We start from the raw sequence: 18907 nt of genomic DNA on the forward strand, positions 1-18907 counted from the left end.
GCTTTTTTCGTTTATCAGATTTGCATCCGAGCTTTTTTCGTTTATCTCGTCAGCGAGAACTTGATGCTCAGACCGAAGTCCTGCGTGGTCGTCGGATAACTGCTGCTCGAAAGCAACGGGGTGTTGGTCTGACGATCGTAGTAGAAACTCATGGTGAGCAACTTGCTCAGGGTGTAATCGGCAGTGAAGCTGAACTTCAAGGCATTGTTGCCACTGCTGGCACTGCTCGTCATAGAAGCGATGTCGCGGACGATGGCTGCCTGCTTGCGGAAACTGAAGTCGGCACGGAGATTGAGGTCGTGGTTGGCACCCTTCGACTTCTGCGTGCTCTTGCTGTCCTGCTGATTCTTCTTGCCCGTTCTCTTCACCTTCTTGGCTCTAGGACCAAAGAGGTCGAAGTCGTTGATGCGGTAGCCCATACCTATCACCCAATCCTTGCTCAAGGCCTCGTTCACCTGGATACTCGTCATACTGAGGTTCAATACGCGGGTCTGGCGATACTCAGCCTTCAGGGTCATGTTGTTGTTAAACGTCATGTCCATTCCGAGCAATGGAGAGAATGCCTCGTTGATGCTCACCTGCGATACGTTGAACATGCTGCTTGGCGATGGATTGCCCGTAGAGGCATCGCTGATGAAGCCCAGGCCGTTCATGAACTCCTGATAGGTGCTGAAACTGTTGTAACTGCCCACCGCATATACACTCTTGTAACCATGGTTGATGTTCACACTCTTGAAGTGGTCGCAGAACCAAGGCAACTTGCCGAGTCCACTGTAGCGGACAGTCCAGTTTGGCAACAGGCGGCTCAACGTTGGGAATATCGAGAGCGAACCGCCGCCCATCGATGTATAGGCATTGAGGAAGGCAGGAATCATCACATCACCACTGTACTTGTTAACCGGGGTGCGGGATGCATCAAACTTGCCTCCGCTCAGCGCAGAGCCAGCCGGATAAACCGCTCCGGCATACTGCGCCTCTACCCTCTGGCGGAAGCCTTCCAGCGAGTTGACAAACTTCTCGAAGGTCTTGCTCTTGTAACCACTGTTGGCATTGCCCATTCCCTCGAAGGCAGAACCCAGCGAGATGGTGGTCATCTGGAAGGTTCCGCTCTGGGTAGTCGGCGTGCCCTCATACATATACTGTATACTCTTCTGCGTAGTCTTCGAGTGGGTGGCAGAGAGGTCGATTTTGAAATCCTTAACAGGTTCCAGGGTGGCACGGAACTGCCAGTTGTCTGTCTTGCTCGTCGTAGCCGGTGTTGCGATGGAATCGTTGAAGAGCAGCCAGTCGTTCTCCCTAGCCTTCTGGATATAATCATCGTCAATCATACCGAAGGCAAAGTCAAGTCCTGGTGCCATCTGTCCCACCTTCTTCTGTCCGAAGGCATCGCCCACGCTAGGAGTGAAGCCCGGCAGGGTCATCTGGTAGCTGTTGCGATAGGTGAAGCTCACCTTGCGCACCATCATTGCCAAACGCGATGCAAACTGGGCAGCCTTGTACCACTTCTTGTTGTCAAGCGGCTCCTTCGGCAAGACGGTAAGTTTCAGCTTCAAGGCGCTATCCACCTTCGAGAGAAGCTTAATCTGGTTGTTATCCACCTTTTTATATTTAAGGTGGAACATCTTGCCATCTGCCGTCTTCGCCGATACGATGAGGCGCTTGCTGTTCTTACCATGCTTTACCAGCAGGGTGGTATCAGGCAGGAGGGTCACTTCCTTCTCAAAGGCCTTTTTGTTCTTAGGCAGCTTCTTTGCCAGGTCGTTTCTGCCCTTATCCTTGGCGTTGGTCTTGGCGTTCTTGCCATCCTTCACGTCCTTGCCGTCGGTCTTGGCAAGTTCCTTGCCGCCATTTTTCTCAGCCTCTTCCTTCGCCTTCAGCTCCTCTTCCCTGGCTTTCGCCTTGGCCTTCTTTCTGTCTTCCTTCTCCTTCTTCATCCTAGCCAGTTCACTCCTGCTCTTGGAACGTTCATATTTCTCGTTCACCTTCTTGAGGAATGGAACGTGGTTGTAGAGACGCACCAGGTCGATGTTGCCGTTCAGGGTCACCTCGCGCTGGCTGTTGATGGTATTGCCATACGAGTGGCCTTCTTCATCTTCCATGCCTCGCTCCCACGAATAGTTGGCGCTGTAGTTGGCATCGGTGTTCAGCCAGTCGAAGATAGGAAGCAGATTGAGCGGCACCTTATACGATGCCGTGAAGTTCTGACTGTAGTCGAGCGGCGTACCCCAGCTCTTCACGCTGTTCCATACCGAACTTCTGTAAACCGAGTCTTTCCAGGCATGATACTGGTCGGCATAGAGGTCGGTGTTCACTTCCGGATAAGGCACATCCACCTGAGCATGGGTAGCACTCTGGAAGTTCATGTGCAGGTTCTTGGTCAAGTCCCAGCGCATGGAGAACTCTCGGTTCCAGAGGAACTGGTCGCTATAGGTGAGCGGCAGCTGCGAATTGAGCGTACTCTCCATATCGCGCTCCTCCAGCTCGTAGGTTTCGTGCGTCATCTCCGTATTGAAGGCGATGTTCTGAGGCAGCCAGTTCAGACCGAACCGCTTCAGAATATCGAGCCACTTACTCTTGTTCTTGAGTTTCTTGAATGGCTCCCACGATTTATACACAGGAGTCCAGGAATAATCCAAGGCACCTCGCCAGTTGTCACGGTTCTCATAAACCGTGGTCTCGCCGGTGGTATGCTGATGCGCATGACTGTAGGTCAACGAGAAGTTGGCTGGGTCGTACGGCATCGGATGGCCCTTGGTGGCGATACCCACACGGGCATTGGAAACAGAGAAGTTGGTCTGCGTCACCTTGGTTACGGCGATGTTCTCGATAGAGTCTCGCTCTGCCTTCGAACCGGTGGCATCCAGGGCATCCTTCAGTTCCATATCGGTATCCAGCGGATTATACTTCGGCGAAGTCTTCTCCTTGGTCACACTATAATATAAAGGTATGCTCACCTTCGCCTTGTCTGGGAAGAACTTACCCATCTCCAGCGATGTGGTCACACTGTAGGTGCCGTAATTGTCGGTGCTTCGGCTTGCCACGCCGTCTTCCAGTCCGCCAAAGCCCTCGCTCATATATCTTCCGGTGGCATTCACGCTACCGAAGTCGGAGAGCTGCACATTGAGGTTGGCATTGGCTGCCCAACCGCCCTTGTTGTTGTGCTCCAGCAGTCGGAGCTCGTTGATCCAAACTTCTCCACTCTTCTCCTCGCCCGAGTTGTTGCGCACACCGATCATCATCGTCTTCACCTCGCCCAGGGTAGGATTACCCACGATGGTGAGCTTGTTGTTCGGATGGTTGGCATCATACATGGTATAAGGTGCCATATAGGAAGCCAGGCCCTGTGCCTTCGCCTTGTTGCGCTCCTTCTTCAGGTTGGTGAAGACGCTGAGCGCCACATTCAGCATGTTCTCCTCAGGCCATACCTTTTTCTTGTCAGCAGTGCTGTTTCTTACGTATTTGCCAGGTTCGGTCACCTGCAACGGAATCTCATACTCATAGTAGTTGTTCTTGTAGTCACTACCCAGACGCAGGAACACAGACAGCTGATTATCCTTCAGGTTGGTGGTGTTCTGCTCCAGGGCATTGGCATGGGTGAACATCTGGATGCGCTTATACTGGCGCAAATCGATGGTAGAGTTCTTGTAAACCGCCTTTGCCTCGCCATTGCTCAGGTTCTTGACCACCATGCTCAGCGCCTGCTCGTTGGCCTCAACCAGCTGTGGCTGACTAGGGTCTTTCTCTCGCTCAATGCCAGGAGGCAGCACATAGTTCACCGGTGTCTTCTCGGCATTCTCCTCCAGACTCACGGTGCTCGCCTCCAGGGTTCCGCCGCTGGCAGCTCCCAATGGTTGGTCGTAGGTGCGCCATTTGCTCATCACCAGGTCGAGGGTTCCGAATCGGAGCACCACCGGCTTCTTGAAGTTGGTGAGGAACATGCGCATGAAGCGGATGCTGGAGAAATCGTTGATGTTGCCCTGACGCTTCTCAAACTCATCCACTGGGATGCGGAACTGATACCAGGTTACTGACGACTTCGTATTGTCGCGCCAGGTCTGGCTGTACTCTCGCTTATCCACGATGAAGTTGCTGCCCACCACGAGATCTTCCGGACGGATGCTCACGTGATACTGGTAGTACTTCTCATACTCGTTGAGCGTATAGTCCTGGTTGATATCTTCCACATCAGGGGTGGTTTTATAAGATGTATCATAACTCTCGGTACGACTGTCGCTATCCGGCGAGTTGCCCTGAGGGTTGTTGATATACTTGTATCTGTCCAGGATGGATGTCTTCTGCTGATCCCAGTCGGAACCGCGGAAATAGTGGTAGTCATCACGTGCCGGATCGGCAAAGATGCTGTCGAACACCGCCTGGTTCACCTTGCCCTGAATCTGGTCGAGATAGGCACTCTTGTAGAATTCCTGCTCCTCGCCATCGGTGAGTCCGTTGAAGCCCACATCCTGCAGGGCACGGCTGCCGCTGGTGGTGGCGAATGCGTATGTCACGGTACTCTGGGTAGGAATCTTACCCCACTGTGTATAGGTGAAGCTGTCGCTGCCATCCACCGGCATTCCACTCTCGTAGAATTTCTTTCCGTCTCGCAGAATATCCTCACTCACCTCTCCCAGGTTGATGTAGAAGTCGCCACCATAGTCGGCGGCATCAGCCTGGTCCTTGGAGTAGATGAATGGGTCGAGCATCCAGAACTCGATGTATTCCACGTTGGCCTGCTCAAAGTTGTTGGTATCCAGCTTTCTCATCATACCACCCCAGTTGCGCTGAGGGTTCTGAAGCTTTCCGTCGGGCTGCAGGTCGTTCACATTGAAGTTATACGGACCCGGCTCCGATGGATAGTAAGCCAGGTTGAGCACGCTCAGGGTGTTGGTAGCTCCCTGATAGGTGCTCTGCTGGCGCAATGGGAAGAGCTCCTTTACATACACCTCTCTTACATAGTGATTACTCAACTGTTTCAGGTCGCTCTTGATGTGGCCAGGGGTCAGCGAACTGCCTCGGCGGGTGAAGAGAGGGTCGATGCAATACCAGGCAAGACGGGAGCGATGGAAGCCGCTGGTCAAGCCCGACTTGTCGTTGTAATCTTCCTTGAAGTTGAGGGATGGCACACTCGAAATAATCCATGAAGAAGGAGTCATCACGTCGATGGTTTCCTTGGTTCCCTCGAAATCGTCGAGATAAGAGGCGTTGTCTTGCGTGCCTCCTGCTTCGCCCGCAATGAGCTGGGCAAACTCGCCCTGGAAGGTGATATAGGATGGCTGGGTGAGATGCAGGAACGGAATCTTGTCGAGCATATTGGTCAGCCACTGGCTCTCCTTCTTCCAGTTCAGGTTCACACCCCAGATGGTATTCTTCAATGGTTCCGAACCCATCGCCACCTTGTTGGTGAGTGCCTGCTCGGAAAGATGCTGCAGCGTACCGCTTATCTGAAAATTCTTGGAGAAATCATATTCCCAGTTCAAGCCCACCATGGTCTTTCTCATCTGTCCGTAGTCGGTGTTGCTTTCCAGAGATACGTTCACTGCTGTTCCGGCATCAATGATGCTCTGGTTGAGGATGGTCACCTCGCCGGCATTGTAATCCACGGAATAGTCGGAACCCTCGGTAAGGGTTACACCACCTGCCGTTACCACCACCGAACCCTGTGGCACATTGTAGGCACCCAGGGAGATGACATTGGCTGCCGAACCCTTAAACTGACCCGTGATGAGATACTTGTTCTTCTCTGCCAACTGCTTGGCGATGGTCTTCGTACTATCGTAAAGTTCGGTGAAGGCATACTTGTCTGCCTGCTCCTTCGCAACGCCGTTCTTCACCAGATAATCACGCATATAGCTTCCGAATGGCTCTACCTTCGGGATGAACACACGACCGTTGGACACGGTGTAGCCCTCCACATAGTCGTAGTAACCATTGCTGCGCGCCTTGTTGTTGTTGTCGAGTCGGTCGGCTCCTACCACGCGGATGATAGGCTGGCTCTTGACCTGCGCCTCGGGAATATAACTGAGATAGACACCCGTGGTATCGCTCTGGTACTTGATGTCGAGACGGAACTTCTCCTTCTCCACCTGAGAGGCGAGATAGTAGACGTTCTTCATCATCAGGTCCCAGTTGCCCTGCTGCGGACTGCAGCTGGTGTTCTTCAGCGACTTCACGAAGAGTCCCTGCTTGGTATCGGTGATATCCGAAGCAAACTCACCCACCTGATAGGTTACGCCGCCGTAGGTATATTCGTAAGCCACGGCAAGCACCTGGTCGGTCTGCAATCCGGTTTTCAGGGATACGTATCCCATCGCCGTATTCACGGAGTATTCAGAGGAAGAGAGCAGTCGGGCACTCTCCAGTTTTTCGTAATCGCTGCCGCCCACCAGTCCGCCGCCTTCCAATACGGAAGAAGCCTGGTCGTTGTCACGGGCTGCCGCAAACTGGTTTGTCATCGCTGTATACTCGGTGTTAGCCTGGTTAGATGGCACCTTGGTTCCTCCCGCAGTCCACATGGGGTTGCTCAGCTTTTCGGTTTCACCCAGGTCGGTCAGAGCGATGATGTTTCGGGTATTCGTGGTGGTTCCCGTCTTGTTGGTTACCCAGATTTCTACACGGTTGATGGTAACGCCCGTTACCAGGTTAGGCAACTTCTTCATCCACTCGTCGTAATGGTTTCTGAAGAATCGGGAGAGGAAGAAGTGTCGGTTCTCCTCGTAATCGGCTACATTCAACTCGAAAGGTGTCAGCTGCACGCCACCCTTGCTCGATACACTCTTAGAGGCAGACTTCTTTTGCGAGAACACAGTCTGCAACTTGAGTTTTCCAAACTGCATATCGGTTCTCAGACCGAAGAGGCTGCTGGCACCCTTGATAAGCGACGAGTTGCTAGGGAAGGAAACATTACCCGCCTCCACCAGCTTGATGATTTCATCCTCCTTGCCGTCATACTTCAGCTTCATGTTCTGCGCATCATAGTCGAAGGTGGCATCGGTGTTGTAATTCAGGTTGAGGTTCATCTTGTCGCCAATCTTACCGTTCAGATTCAGATTAATCTTCTCATCGAAGTTCATCATCGTGGTCTTTCGGTTGCGGATAGGCAGCGAAGGGTTGTCGATGTTCTTCTTGTTGATACCAAACTTCAGTTCGGCAGAACCCTGCGTCTTCACCCGGATGCCGCCAGGACCGAAGATTTTCTCAGCCGGTCCCAGGTCGAAGTGCATATCGGTGAAGTCGAATTTCTCCTTGCCCTTAGCCTGATATATCTCGTCGTTCTTCTTTCGGTAAAAAGCGTTTCGCTCGTTCAGTTCAGTCCATGCGAGATATTCCGCGGGAGTGAGCATGATAGGAGCCGATAGCCAGGTGTTGCCCATCTTGTTGCCAATGATGTATCGGTTGATGGTATCGTTGTAGATCACATCATACTTCAGGGCATCCGGGCGCTTCAGGTCGAGCGGACTCTGGTAGAGGTCGCTCAGCGAAAACGGCTGGGTGCGCTGAATCTGCCAGCGTGGATGCAGCAGGGAATCTGGGATGGTATCTTCAGAAATGAGAAGCGGCTGGGCATTGACGCCCGACTTCTTATCCCCATCCTTTGCGGCATTGTTACCGTTGCGGCCCTGGTTTCTGTTCTGATTCCCATTCTTTGCCGATGGTCTCGAAGCCGGAGCAGCCTGTCTGTTCTGTGCCCCCTGGTTTCTTTGCCTGGTTCTATCATCCTGCAGAAAAGGCAAAGCGAGGGCGTAGCCGAAGGTAGAAACCATCAGCCACGCCATCGCCAGATATATGATTCTTTGTCTTATCTTCATTTACTTAATTTGTTTCAATGCGAGTTTCACCACTTGCTCCACAGGCAGGTCGGGTTGAGCCTTCAGGATATCCACCACTACCTTTGCCGAAGGTGCCGGCGAGAAGCCGAGCATAGTAAGGGCACTGACAGCCTCATCCTTGATGTCGCTGTTCACCATCGCCACATTGCCGCCGTTGGCAGGTAATTCGTCTGCGATGCCGAGGCTCACGATTTTATCCTTCAGGTCGAGGATGATGCGCTGTGCCGTCTTGAGTCCGATACCCTTCACGGTTTTCAGCATCTTGTCGTTGCCTGTGGAAATCACGTTGCAGAGTTCGGCAGGCGACATAGACGAGAGAATCATTCTCGCCGTATTGCCACCCACGCCCGATACGGTGATGAGCAGACGGTAGAGTTCGCGTTCCTGCTTGGTGGCAAAACCGAAAAGGGTGAAAGAGTCGTCTCTACCACCAGCCACGAGCACCTCGTGAACATAGAGTTTTACTTCCTGCTTGCCCTGAATGGCGGTATAGGTATTGAGCGAAATATTGAGTCCATATCCCACTCCAGCCGTTTCTACCACGGCCATCGCTGGGGTCAGCTCGGTTAAATCGCCATGAATATATTCTATCATATCTTGATTTCTCCTTTTTATTATGTGATGAAGCTAAGTTACACCTCTTTAATAAATTAATTATAAATTATAAACGAGGGGTGGCGAGAAATATTGTACGAAAGCCAGGATATATTATCGGGTGTTTTAAATTAATATATCGGGTGGCTTAAATAAAGAAATCTCATTTCACGATGAAATCACGAAATTATAAGGAATCTGTTCAATCAGCCTTACAATTCGGCCTTCTCCCTACCTAAAAACCATGATTTTATTACCTTTTGCAACTTTTATGAGTTAAAAATCTATTAAAACGTCACGTATTTCAAGAAAAAGCTATACTTTTGCACACGAAAACAGAAACAACAATAAAAATAAAAGAAATAAAAGATTAACAGATGAAAAAGTTTAGAGCAGCCGTAGTAGGTTACGGCAACATCGGTAAGTTTACAGTAGAGGCTCTCGAAGCAGCTCCAGATTTCGAGATTGCAGGTATCGTACGTCGCCAGGGTGCTAAGGATAAACCAGCAGAATTGGCAGATTATGAGGTGGTAGATGACATCACAAAGTTGAAAGACGTTGATGTTGCCATCCTTGCAACTCCTACCCGTTCTTGCCCAGAATATGCAGAGAAGATTGTTGCCCTCGGCATCAACACCGTAGACAGCTTCGATATCCACACCAGCATCCTCGACTATCGTACTAAGCAGATGGAGAACTGCAAGAAGGCTGGCAAGGTGAGTGTTATCTCTGCCGGTTGGGATCCAGGTTCTGATTCTATTGTACGTGTATTGATGGAAAGCTTGGCTCCAAAGGGCTTGACATACACCAACTTTGGTCCTGGTATGAGCATGGGTCACTCAGTTTGCGTTCGTAGCAAGCAGGGTGTGAAGGAAGCGCTTTCTGTTACTATTCCATTGGGCGAGGGTATCCACCGCCGTATGGTTTATGTAGAGTTGGAGGAAGGTGCTAAGTTGGAAGATGTTACAGCAGAGATCAAGGCAGACCCATACTTCGCTCATGATGAGACTCACGTATTTGCTGTTGCATCAGTAGATGATGTAAAGGATATGGGTCATGGTGTGAACCTCGTTCGCAAGGGTGTATCTGGCAAGACTCAGAACCAGCGTTTCGAGTTCAACATGAGCATCAACAACCCAGCCCTCACCGCTCAGGTTTTGGTTAACGTGGCTCGCGCTTCATTCCGTCTCCAGCCAGGTTGCTACACCATGCCAGAAATTCCTGTAATCGATATGTTGCCAGGAACCCGTGAGGAAATCGTTGCTACACTCGTGTAAATATAAATCAAATATATCCCAAACTCGCCGGATGATTTTTCATCATCCAGCGAGTTTATTTTAAAAGTTCAAGATTATGAAAGTACAATTTAGAAAGACATTCATAACTTGTTGCTTACTCTTTACTACAACAGAGAAAATACGCAAATCTTTTTAGTGAAAATTTTTGTATATACAGCGTGTTCTAAAGGTAAACGAAATGAATATCAAGGTTTTAGATATAGGTTTTTAGTAAAAGCCGTATCTTTGCACCGTGATTCAGATAGTATTGAAACAGAACAAGGACAAGAAGGGTGCCGAAGGCGAATATATTTTTGCCAAATCATCTATCACCCATCACGATTTCCAAGAAGAAACCGGATAAGTTATTGATAGACAAGAAGCAACATGAGTGACAGATACTAAAAAAAGGGCATTTATCCCTCACGCATCCCTCACGATTTGGGTTTTATCCCTCACGATTTTACTGATGCAGTAAAGAAAAAAGGCTTCATCTGCCATTGAAATAGGCTTCATCTGCATTTGAAATAGGCTTCGTTTGCCATTGAAGTAAGCTTCAGTTGCCATTGAAGTAAGCCTCAGTTCAAACTGGTTTAAGACTTAAACAAAGTTTACGTGTAGCTCTATTAAAGTTTACTTGAGCCTCATTCCAAATTCAAATGAAGCCCAGTTCGATTTCTTTCTGATGATTCAATGAATCGGAAGAAGGTGCACCAGGGTACCACATTGCATAAGATTATCATGCAGTTTGAAGGATGGAACCTGAAACGAATGGAAGAGATTAATTGATGAATTTGGCTTGAAAAGTTCCAGCAAATATTCAAAGTAAACAAGAAAGGCTCGCAAGAAACAAAAACTTCTTGCGAGCCTTTTAGTATCTTATGCCTTAATCTCTTTATTTCAAGACATAAGCCGAATGAATATGTTCACACGCTTTACTTTACTGCAGTTGCACCCTGACCGGCAACTAATGGCCAACCTGGGTTCTGGTAAACTACAGATGTGGTAAGATCGGTCTGGTCACCCGCTGCAGTCTGACGGAATACGCTCTGTGCGATAGGAGACAGATAGTGAGCAGGTGTAAAGTGATAACCATCAAATACCTGATTGTTAACCTTGGAAATCTGGTATGGACGGATATAGTCACCACTAATGGTCTTATCACTCATATTACCCTTACCTCCTTCAACATCTACCTTTACAAGGTTGGTTGTGCCATCGAGCCATGTACCCTCGTAAACAGTACTCCAGTACTTCATACCTTCAATCTGATAACCGTTTACCTGGTCGCAAGCACGCCAGCGGATCAAGTCCTCCCAGCGAGAAGCCTCACCGATGAACTCATCACGACGCTCACGACGGATGTTGTAAGTAGTAGCATCAACCAACTGACCGTGAGAGTAAGCACCGAAGTCCCACTTAGCCTCCTCCTGCATGTTGGTAGCAGCGATGGTCTTATTGTAATCAGGATCTACCTTAGCACGGGTGCGGAGAGCACGCCAGTACTTATCAGCTGTGGCGTCGATAGTATTGTTCTTCAACCAGGAAGCCTCCATGTAGTTGAGGAGAGCCTCTGTGCCACGGAATACGATGCTACCACTCTCGCCGTAGTCGTGATTGAGTCCCTGCTGGGAATCATAGTTTTTACCCTTCTTTACTGCGAAACCTGTCACCATACGAGTCTCGTTGTTGCCCTTTACTGTCCATGAGAGGTCGGTTGGAACAGCACCCTCACTGGTGTAGTTCTCGATAGATCCATCCATCTTGGTGAAGAGCTGGATGCGAGAATCGCGATTCTGCAAGGTAGCCTTCACACCCTGGTTTTCCCAAGTTGGGTCGTAGCCTGAGCCGGCAGCGTAGATAGGCAAACCATTGCGCATGAGGAATGAGTTGACGAGGCCACGTGTCCAACCAGTACCGCCGCCGTTGCGCTGCAACTGCATCTGCACGTTGTGGGTAACGTTAGCCTTTGACTTATCAAAAGCACGATACATCAACACCTCGCTATAGCCACTCATATCCTTGTCACAGAACATGGTGTAGTAAGGATTGGTGCTTGCCAAGCTTGCATTCTGACCCTCTGGAGTATCCGTATTCTCTACGAGGTTGTCAACGAGCTTATCACCTAATTCCTTAGAAGACTTCATAGCCTCATCGAGGAAGTGATTGATGGAAGAATCGATGTCAAAGCCCTGGATATCCTCAGCCTTACCTGGCCAACCTGGACCACCTGGCACAAACGCAGTACCCTTGTGATACTTCTCCCATGTAGCCTCGAAGAGGGCTGCACGTGAACGGAGCAGAAGGGCTGCATCGCGAGAGATGCGGTTCTTGCCACCAGGAGCTGACTCCATCAGAAGACCGAGTGCCTTGTCAAGATCGTCGAGAATCTGCTGAGCTACCTTATAACGTGGCTGGCGCTTTGAAGCCTCAACAAGAGTTTCCTTGTCATCAGGAAGCGCAGTGAGCACGATAGGGAAATCACCCAAAGACTGCAACTTGTCCAAATAAAGGTAAGCACGGAGGAAGTATGCCTCACCAATGTAGTGGCGTACCTGAGCCTCAGCACCACTAATCTGCTTAGCCTCGAATTTTGGCAGTACCTGATCCAGGAAATAGTTCACCGAGCGGATATTACCGAAATCCCAAGCACCACCACTCTGACCTACTTTCCAGTTTCCAGGAACCCAACGGCTAGAATAACCGGTTCCTGCCTGATTATCGGTATCGTTATCGTAAGCAAAGGTACTCATACCATAGCTACCAGGACCAATACTTGTCAATACACCATAGAGATTCACGGTGTAGGCAGCCAGGTCATCTGCGCTAGTAAAGAAAGACGCAGGTGTCACGTTGCTCTCAGGCTCCTTGTCAAGATAGTCATCGCAACTTGTCAGACCGAGCGTCGCGCCCAATAAGAGCATTGAAATATATTTAATTTTCATAAATTGTTTCCTTTCTATAATCTAAATGATAAGTTAGAATGTTACACTAAGACCAAATGAGAATGTCTTTGACAATGGATATGCCTTACCAATCTCACCGCCATAACCTGCTCCGATCAGCTCTGGATCACCTGCCTCTGTGAAGTTAGTGATGGTGAAGAGGTTCTCGCCAGATACGAAGAAGCGAAGATTTTCAATATAAGCCTTGCTTGTGATTGACTTTGGCAAGGTATAACCGATGGTGAGGTTCTTCAAACGGCCATAAGCTGCATTCTGCAAATAGCGGGTCTGAGTCTGGATGTTGCGGCCACCACCCCAGTCAGCACGTGGGTAGTATGCACCCCTATTGTCCTCACGCCAGTAATCCTCATGGAACTTGAAACCGGTAGACTGCCACTTACCCTGACCGATAGCACCCCAGAAGACGGCACCACCTGCAGCATAATCACGCTTGAGGGTTCCCTGGAAGAATACCTTGATATCAAAGCCCTTCCAAGCTGCATCAAGGTTCAAGCCGAAGTTATAGCGAGGAGTAGAGTTACCGATGATGCGTCTGTCACCTGGCTTATCAGCTGTATTCTCGCCAGTATTAACATAACCATCACCATCGAGGTCGGCATACATGATATCACCTGCAGTCCAGCCGCTTCCGAGTGCGCTCTGGTTAACCTTTGCGAGGTGTGCATCCATCTCTTCCTGGCTCTGTGCGATACCGATTGTGGTATAACCCCAGATGTCACCGAGCTTAGCACCAGCATAGTATGAGCCGAGGTTCTTGGATGGGTTAGGATACTTATCGATGACCACCTGGTTATCACTCAATACGAGAGATGCACCATAGCTTACCTCACCGATTACGTCACGCCAGCCAATCTGGAGATCCCAACCCTTAGATGTCATATCAAGGTTGTTCACCTTTGGAGGATTGGCACCGAGGATAACAGGCAACTCAGGAGCAGGACCTACCATGTCGAATGTCTTGCGCTGATAGTAGCCGAACGATCCGGTGAGGCGGTTATTGAAAGCACCCCAGTCGAGACCGATTTCCCATGTACGGCTCTTCTCCCATGTAAGAGTTGAAGATACGAGACCTGGCTGTGAAGCGGTATTTGGCTTAGCGCCATTGATCAACCAGTTACCACCCTGTGCAGAGAAGCCGATGGTTGGATAGAAAGGATACCAGTTGTCTGTATTCTGGTTACCCAACTGACCCCAAGAAGCACGGAGCTTCAATGTGTTTACGTAATCAGTCAATGGCTCCCAGAACTTCTCACGGGCAATGTTCCAACCTGCAGAGAATGATGGGAAGAAGTTCCAGCGGTTAGCACGGAGGAAACGTGAAGATCCATCATAACGGAGGTTAGCCTCGAAGAGGTAACGGCCTGCGAAATCGTAGTTGATACGACCGAAGAAGCCGGCTGTAGTCCATGAGTTATAAGCACCACCTACACTTGGCTTGGTGGTTGTTGTATCGAGAGTAGGAAGACCAGACATGATACCATTCTGCTGTGCCTTCATATTGCGCTTGCGGAACCATTCACTCTGGAAACCACCCATCACCTTCATATTGTGCTCACCAAATGAATGGCTGTACTCTGCAAAGAGGTTAGGGTTGAAATAGTTCGACTTGAATGAATACTCATACACACTTGATGTTGCATTGGTATCTACGTATGGATTGTTGTCGCAGTCATAGCCGTATGTGGTCTGCCAGTCACGGTGGTTGAACTCTGTATCAATACGGTAGTTCAGCTCTGCATTGAGAGTCAGGCCCTTTACAGGAGTTGCTACAAATGAAAGCTGCTGAGAAAGACGGTCTGTCTGGTTCTTAGCACGGCCACCATTCTGAAGACGTCCGATGTAAGACTCTGGCAACCAGTTGCCATTAGGATCGGTAGTTGGCAAAATAGGCCAATAACGGCACATATTGTGGAAGAACACATCTGTACCATTAATCAAATCACCAGGAGAATCGAAGTCATTACGTGAGAAACGGGTATTATAGGTCATGCGCAACCAGTTGGTTATCTGAGCGTTGATCTTACCAGTCATGGTATAACGCTGCATGCTATCATCACCATGACGGAGAAGACCACCACGGTTGAGATAGTTACCTGATACATAGTACTGCAAACGATCATCACCACCATTGATGCTCAAGGTATGCTCCTGTGAGAAGCTGGTACCAAACTGCTCCTTGAGCCAGTCAGTATTACCAAGAGGCAAGAGTGGCGTATTATCCCAAACCTCCCAACGGTTGTTGCTGTTCTTGAACATCTTCTGCATGGTAGGATCGCTCTGAGCCTTCTTGATCTGCTCGAGCTTCTCATCTGTAAACCAGACACCTGCACCGCTACCAACAGATGCATCGTTCATGTACTTAGCCCATGTGTAAGAGTCCATCATCTCCGGCATATTGAGAGGAGAATCGAAACGGAATGAGTTGTTGTAGTTAATAGAAGTCTTACCCTTCTTACCACTCTTGGTAGTAATAAGGATTACACCACCGGCAGCACGTGAACCGTAGATGGAAGAAGCTGAAGCATCCTTCAATACAGAAATGTTCTCGATGTCCTGTGGGTTGAGTGCGTTCATATCGCCCTCCATGCCGTCGATGAGCACGAGTGGAGATACAGAAGAACCGGCACCGATAGTACCTGTACCACGGATATTAAAATTCTTGGTTGAATTAAGCGTACCACCGCTGCTTGGTGTAGAGAAGTTCATACCGGCTACTGCACCCTGAAGAGCATCAACAACAGAGTTGACTGGGCGAGCGCCGAGAGTCTTGGAATCAACGGTAGAAACGGCACCAGTGAGATTTACCTTCTTCTGAGTACCGAAACCGACAACAACGACCTCGTTCAGGGTCTTGCTGTCTTCCTGCAAGGTTACATTGATGGCACCACCCTTCCATACCTTCTCCACTGGTTCGAAGCCAATATAGCTGATACAGATTGTAGCACCATGCTGCACGTCGGAAAGCACAAAGTTACCATCCAAATCGGTGATGGCTCCACCCTGCTTTCCCTTAACTGTAACTGTAGCACCAATTACCGGCTCACCTGTAGGGTCAATAATGGTACCCGTGCACTGTCCATTCTTGGACTGATTAGTTTCCTGGATGTGAGTCACCCCCCCATATGCGAGAGTAGGAGTCATACCAAGAGCCATAATCATAGAACTTACTGTGAATAGTTGTCTAATCATAAGATATAGTTTAAAAATTGTTATTTGGTCCAATAATTTATTTCTGCCGATGTTATTCAGCCTATCTATTTAAGTTAGCCGCTGCAAAGTTATTATAAATTTTAATATAAACCGGTTTTTAATGAAATAAAATTCATTATTTTAAATCTTTTTAAGCAAAAAGGCTCAAAATATCCTAAAAAAAGGCTCACAAGAAAGATTCTTGCGAGCCTTTATGATTTTCTAGTTATAAATAACGTAAAATCTACACTTCTATTTATTTATACGGCATGCTACCTGATTATTTATGCGTCATAATGTCGAGCACCATATCATCGGTGGTTCTCATCGCATCGGCACCGATAGAGGTGAGGTTGTGGATACACTTATCCACATCATCATCTACGATGCCCTCGGCAGAAGTCACACACTTACCCTCCATGGAAAGGAGGGCTGAAAGAAGGGCGGTGCTCACACCGGAAGAAATCTTCAGGGCACAGCTTGGCTTGGCACCGTCGCAAATCATACCGGTGAGGTTTGCCACCATGTTCTTCACCGAATTGCAGATGCGGGTATAATCGCCACCCATCAGATAGGTGATACCGCAACTGCTGCCCGTGCTGGCTACCACACAACCGCAAAGCGCTGAAAGCTTGCCCAGGCTCTGCTTGATATAGATAGCCGTTAAGTGACTGAGCATCAGTGCACGAATCATCTCTTCCTCGGTATTCTCATTCTCCATGGCATAAACTACCACAGGGTTGGTGGCACAGATGCCCTGGTTGCCACTGCCACTGTTGCTCATCACCGGAATCATGGCGCCACCCATACGGGCATCGCAGGCAGAAGCGGTGCGGGAGATGATGTGCGAGAAGATGTTGTTGCCAAAGATGCCATGACTCAAAGGACGGTCCATCGTCTTGCCCAGGCAATGACCATAGTTGCCCTTGATCGACTCCTCGGCAGCCTTCATATTATATTCCTTGGTCTTGAGGATGAAAGAGATTTCATCAAGCGGAGCGGTGGTAGCAAACTCATAGACCATCGGGAAATTGAGCTGGATATCATCATCAGCCTCATCGCCCTTTGCTCCATCACGCTTATCGAAGACCACATCGCCATTGCGCTCCACATACACGAAGTTGGTATGAGAACCGGAGATGATGGCCGTGGCCTGTGCATCATCGGCATAGCAGCTCACCTCGATATAGAGTTTATCCACATCTCCCTGCTTCAGCTTGATGTTGATGTCGGCATTCTTGATAAACTGCTTGCCCTTCTCCAGACTGTCGGGAGTCAGATCCTTGAGCACCTCGAGTTCATACTCAGGCTTTCCGATGAGGGCACCGAGCGATACGGCGATAGGCAAGCCTATCATACCCGTGCCAGGAATACCTACACCCATGGCATTCTTGAGCATGTTAGGACTCAGGAGCACCTGGATACGCTCAGGGCGCTTGCCCAGAGTGGTGGCAGCCTGAGCTGTACAGAGAGCCACCGCCATCGGTTCGGTACAACCGATGGCAGGCACTACTTCCTTGTTGACGAGCGCGATGATGCGCTCACGCTTATTTTTCTCTAACATAATATATTATAGGTTTAGTCTTCCAACTGGAACAATGGATCGTCAGGAGTCAACATAGTTGGCTTCTGGTCGAATTCCTTCAAGAGCTTCTCTGAAGCATACTTCTTGTTCACTACCAGGCGGAACATGTACTCGTTGAACCAATCGTTGGTCATGATGAAACAGCCGCTGAAGCCATTGTCAGCACCCCAGCTGTTCTCCACCTTCCACTTCACAGGCTTGCCATTGGCATCGAGATCCACGGCACTCAGGGTCATGGCATGGGTAGAACCGCTCTCGAAAGTAGCAATACGGTCGGCCTTGTTCATTGGGAAAGATGTGTTGAAGAGGCTGGCATAGTCGAAATTGTCGAGTGCCAGATAGCCACGCTTTCTGTCGAGCTGCTTGCCCACATCGTAGCTTGAATACATCTTATGACCATCCTTCAGAGAGGCAATGGCGAGCTGGGCAATCTCCTCCATAGGCAGGTTGAGATACTTCCAGTTGTGGCCATCGTAAGTGTGGCGGTCGTACTCCACCTCGTAGGTCTTGTGGTATGGGCGGCGTGGGTCGTTCATCACCATCAGGAAGGTGCCGTTCAGATCCTTGCCCACGGTCTCCTCATAGAAACTCTTAGGGGTATATTTCTTAGCCTCGCCAATCTGCTTGCCATCCTTGTCGCGGAAAGCATAAGTGAACTCCTTCACTGGCTCACCCAGGGTAAGGCTGAGCATGTGATAAACCTGAGCAAGCATTTCACCCTTACGAGCCTGAATAGCAGCTGGTTTCTTGCCCTGTGAAACCATTTTGCGAAGTTCCAATCCATATTCACGCAGCTTGCTGCTGATGAGGCGGCTCATCTTGGCTGTATTGTTGCTAGAGAATGTCTCTGGCTGGGCGCTCATTGGTACGAGACCATACTTGCTTGCCAGGTCGGCAACACCGCAGAAGGTACCACCATCGTTTAGAGGGTTCTTGAAGAAGAACTGCACCTGAGGGTCTTCGATGCTCTTCTTGCCCAGGTCGATGACGCCCTGCAGCATGAGGTTGGCCTTCTCCAACTGGTCGTAGAAGAAGAGATAATCCTGTGAATACTCCACCACTCTCCCCTGCTTGTCGTTGAGGGCGAAGTTAGAACGGAGCACGTTAAAGCCGCTGAACATCCAGCAGCGACCGGAACTCTTCTGGTTGTGGATGCTCTGCGCTGGTGTCTCGATGCTGAAATGAGTATCAACAGGAGCCTCGTTGGCATGGTTCTTTACCAAATCGTCGATGTTATTAGCAGCAATGGCATTGAAGAGTGCCTTGTTGGCTGCACCGCCATTCTGGCTCTTCGCCATCTGCTGAATCATTGACTCACTGATGCCGCCAACCTTGGTCTGCGCCATCATAGATAAGGAAGCCATCAGCATGGCTCCAATCAGTAATACGTTTTTTCTCATAATCTTTTATATTTATTTATTTTTTGTGCAAAAATAACACTATTTTGCGTACTTTCCAAACTTTTATGCA

Annotated in this window: 7 protein-coding genes; 1 reads left to right on the top strand and 6 read right to left on the bottom strand. The window is 49.4% G+C overall.

Annotated elements, in window-relative coordinates:
- Positions 1 to 41 precede the first annotated feature (41 nt).
- Entirely contained in the window at positions 42 to 7805 is a 7764-nt protein-coding gene (gene sprA / locus V8Z93_RS14190; RefSeq protein ID WP_439431914.1) for a cell surface protein SprA, read from the bottom strand.
- Complete coding sequence (ruvA, locus tag V8Z93_RS14195) at positions 7806 to 8420, bottom strand: Holliday junction branch migration protein RuvA (RefSeq protein ID WP_439431915.1); 615 nt, start codon at positions 8418 to 8420, stop codon at positions 7806 to 7808. It abuts the gene before it with no gap.
- Between the two features lie 377 nt (positions 8421 to 8797).
- Here ruvA and V8Z93_RS14200 point away from each other — a divergent pair, with 377 nt between their 5' ends.
- Positions 8798 to 9697, top strand: a complete 900-nt coding sequence (locus V8Z93_RS14200; protein WP_203049756.1) for a diaminopimelate dehydrogenase — start codon at positions 8798 to 8800, stop codon at positions 9695 to 9697.
- Positions 9698 to 10632: 935 nt separating this feature from the next.
- Here V8Z93_RS14200 and V8Z93_RS14205 read toward each other — a convergent pair.
- The 4 genes from V8Z93_RS14205 to V8Z93_RS14220 all read right to left on the bottom strand — a co-directional run bounded on the left by V8Z93_RS14205 (position 10633) and on the right by V8Z93_RS14220 (position 18837).
- A complete protein-coding gene (locus V8Z93_RS14205; protein WP_439431916.1) occupies positions 10633 to 12642 on the bottom strand; it encodes a RagB/SusD family nutrient uptake outer membrane protein in 2010 nt (669 codons plus the stop codon).
- A gap of 33 nt (positions 12643 to 12675) precedes the next feature.
- The gene (locus tag V8Z93_RS14210) at positions 12676 to 15852 is read right to left on the bottom strand and encodes a SusC/RagA family TonB-linked outer membrane protein (RefSeq protein ID WP_439431917.1); all 3177 of its coding nucleotides are present in this window, start codon (positions 15850 to 15852) and stop codon (positions 12676 to 12678) included.
- 280 nt (positions 15853 to 16132) lie between these two features.
- Positions 16133 to 17416, bottom strand: a complete 1284-nt coding sequence (locus V8Z93_RS14215) for an L-cysteine desulfidase family protein (protein ID WP_439431918.1) — start codon at positions 17414 to 17416, stop codon at positions 16133 to 16135.
- A 14-nt stretch (positions 17417 to 17430) separates the two neighbouring features.
- Positions 17431 to 18837 carry an aminopeptidase C gene (locus V8Z93_RS14220; RefSeq protein WP_439431919.1) on the bottom strand — a complete coding sequence of 469 codons (1407 nt, stop codon included), beginning with the start codon at positions 18835 to 18837 and terminating at the stop codon, positions 17431 to 17433.
- Positions 18838 to 18907 lie beyond the last annotated feature (70 nt).

Origin of the sequence: Segatella copri, from assembly GCF_051861805.1 — a bacterium.
Lineage (GTDB): Bacteria > Bacteroidota > Bacteroidia > Bacteroidales > Bacteroidaceae > Prevotella > Prevotella copri_M.

Coding starts and splice junctions, on each gene's coding strand:
- sprA (WP_439431914.1), bottom strand. CDS start 7,805: ATGAAGATAAGACAAAGAATCATATATCTGGCGATGGCGTGGCTGATG.
- ruvA (WP_439431915.1), bottom strand. CDS start 8,420: ATGATAGAATATATTCATGGCGATTTAACCGAGCTGACCCCAGCGATG.
- V8Z93_RS14200 (WP_203049756.1), top strand. CDS start 8,798: ATGAAAAAGTTTAGAGCAGCCGTAGTAGGTTACGGCAACATCGGTAAG.
- V8Z93_RS14205 (WP_439431916.1), bottom strand. CDS start 12,642: ATGAAAATTAAATATATTTCAATGCTCTTATTGGGCGCGACGCTCGGT.
- V8Z93_RS14210 (WP_439431917.1), bottom strand. CDS start 15,852: ATGATTAGACAACTATTCACAGTAAGTTCTATGATTATGGCTCTTGGT.
- V8Z93_RS14215 (WP_439431918.1), bottom strand. CDS start 17,416: ATGTTAGAGAAAAATAAGCGTGAGCGCATCATCGCGCTCGTCAACAAG.
- V8Z93_RS14220 (WP_439431919.1), bottom strand. CDS start 18,837: ATGAGAAAAAACGTATTACTGATTGGAGCCATGCTGATGGCTTCCTTA.